Source organism: Paenibacillus tyrphae (assembly GCF_024158745.1).
GTDB lineage: Bacteria > Bacillota > Bacilli > Paenibacillales > NBRC-103111 > Paenibacillus_G > Paenibacillus_G tyrfis_A.
Map to the genome: position 1 here is coordinate 1 of NZ_JAMZAW010000058.1, position 1,883 is coordinate 1,883.

1 protein-coding gene is annotated in these 1,883 nt (G+C 52.1%); it reads right to left on the bottom strand.

Annotated elements, in window-relative coordinates:
- Positions 1–81 precede the first annotated feature (81 nt).
- Positions 82–1,473 (bottom strand): group II intron reverse transcriptase/maturase, encoded by a 1,392-nt coding sequence (ltrA, locus tag NI000_RS36465; RefSeq protein ID WP_253416162.1) that lies wholly within the window; start codon positions 1,471–1,473, stop codon positions 82–84.
- Between the last annotated feature and the right edge of the window lie 410 nt (positions 1,474–1,883).

Genomic DNA, 1,883 nt, shown 5'->3' on the forward strand with positions numbered 1-1,883 from the left:
AAATCGAGTAGGTGAGGGCGGCTAGCCCTCGACCTCTCACACCACCGTACATGCGGGTCCGCATACGGCGGTTCCTAAAGGTTAACGAATTTCAAGATAGCGAGAAGTTAGACTCATTAGCCCTTGGTTGTTCCAGTAGGAACGATTAAGGGCGTTATTTATGTTGCGGGACATTTCCCAGCATCCTCGTCGGGAGTTTGCCATCATCCTAGCCACCCATTCATGTACCCCTAGAGCGCGTAGGTTTCGGAGTCGGGATTTCGGCAACTTCCATTGCTTCCACAGACACATACGAAGTCTTCGACGAATCCATTCGTCCAACCGTTCGCAGTGTGTCTTTACGGATGCCAGACGAAAGTAGCCAATCCACCCCATTAGGTAACGGTTAAGCTCCTTAATGCGGTGCTCCATGGAGATTCCTCTCGTTCTAGAGGTGATTTTACGTATCCGTTCTTTGAGTTGTTCCAGTTTCTTGGGAGCAATTCGAATGGTTGCTTCTCTGTTTCTTACGAAGCTAAAGCCAAGGAACTTCCGATTCCAAGGGCGGTCTACCGCACTTTTGTCCCTATTCACTTTCAGTCTAAGCTTCCTCTCTACGAAGCGAATCACAGACTCCATTACCCGCTCTCCCGCACGCTTGCTCCCCACGAAGATGTTACAGTCATCCGCGTAGCGGACGAATCGCAGTCCTCGTTCTGTCAATTCTTTATCCAAATCGTCTAACAGAATGTTGGCTAAGAGTGGGCTAAGAGGGCCCCCCTGTGGAGTTCCCTCTGCTGTCTCTTGTTTCATTCCGTCTACCATTACACCGGCATTTAGATAGGCTCGAATAAGCTTTAGGACACGCTTGTCCGACACTTTTCTCGCTACTCTTGCCATGAGAATGTCGTGGTTGACTCGGTCAAAGAATTTCTCCAAGTCCATGTCCACAACCCAGCGGTAGCCTTCTTGAATGTAGGATTGCGCTTGCCTTACGGCATCGTGAGCTCGTTTCCCTGGACGGAAGCCGAAGCTGTTCGGTGAGAAATGTGGATCGAAGATCGGTGTCATCACTTGCATGAGGGCTTGCTGGATGAAGCGATCCATTACGGTTGGAATACCTAACAGCCGAACCCCGCCTCCGGGTTTGGGGATTTCCTCCCGTTTGACAGGCGTTGGTCTGTAGGTACCTTCTTGAAGTTCCGTTTTCACGGTGTCCCAGCGTTCCCATAAGTGCACTTGTAGCCCATCTACTGTCACTTCGTCGACGCCAGGCGCTCCGCCGTTCTGTTTCACTCGTTTGAACGCGAGTCGGAGGTTGTTTCCTTCGAGCATTCTTTCCAGCAAGTCGTTATGTCCTTCGCGAGAAGAAGGGGCGAGTTGTGCCGACGAAGAACTCGGCGCTCCGGCATACCCTTGCGGATTCACCGCTGCTCTTTGCCGTGAACCTTCATATGAAGTTGGCTGCTGTCGTTGCTCTTCGTGCGAACGCATCGGTTTCTTCTCTCCTTTAAGTTCAGCCCTTCCGGTTTCCGGCGTCCCATACTCCCGTACTATGGCGTCTGCTGACTCCTGCGGATTCAGCGCGACTTCTCAGCCGCGGTTACGAAGTTACTTCACATATTCCGCAGGTCTCCCCAGATAAGAACGTCATCTTTCTGCCCGCAGCCACCCAAGTTTACAAGATTAGCCCTTGGCGACTTTGGATTTCGTCATGTCATGGTGACTCATCCGACTAACCCTGCCTCAGATTGGGTTCGTGTACCTTGACTCGTGCATTTGCCTCCAGCTTCCTTCAGATTCTGCCTCGCGGCAGACACCCTTGCTCTTGGCTAACGGTAGGCGTTCGCCAACCCCCGTTCGGGACTTACACCCTAGAGATGACGCCCATGCTGGGCGTACAT

What these genes read in the sequence shown, in the direction of transcription:
- ltrA (WP_253416162.1), bottom strand. Translation starts at nt 1,473, where the DNA reads ATGCGTTCGCACGAAGAGCAACGACAGCAGCCAACTTCATATGAAGGT.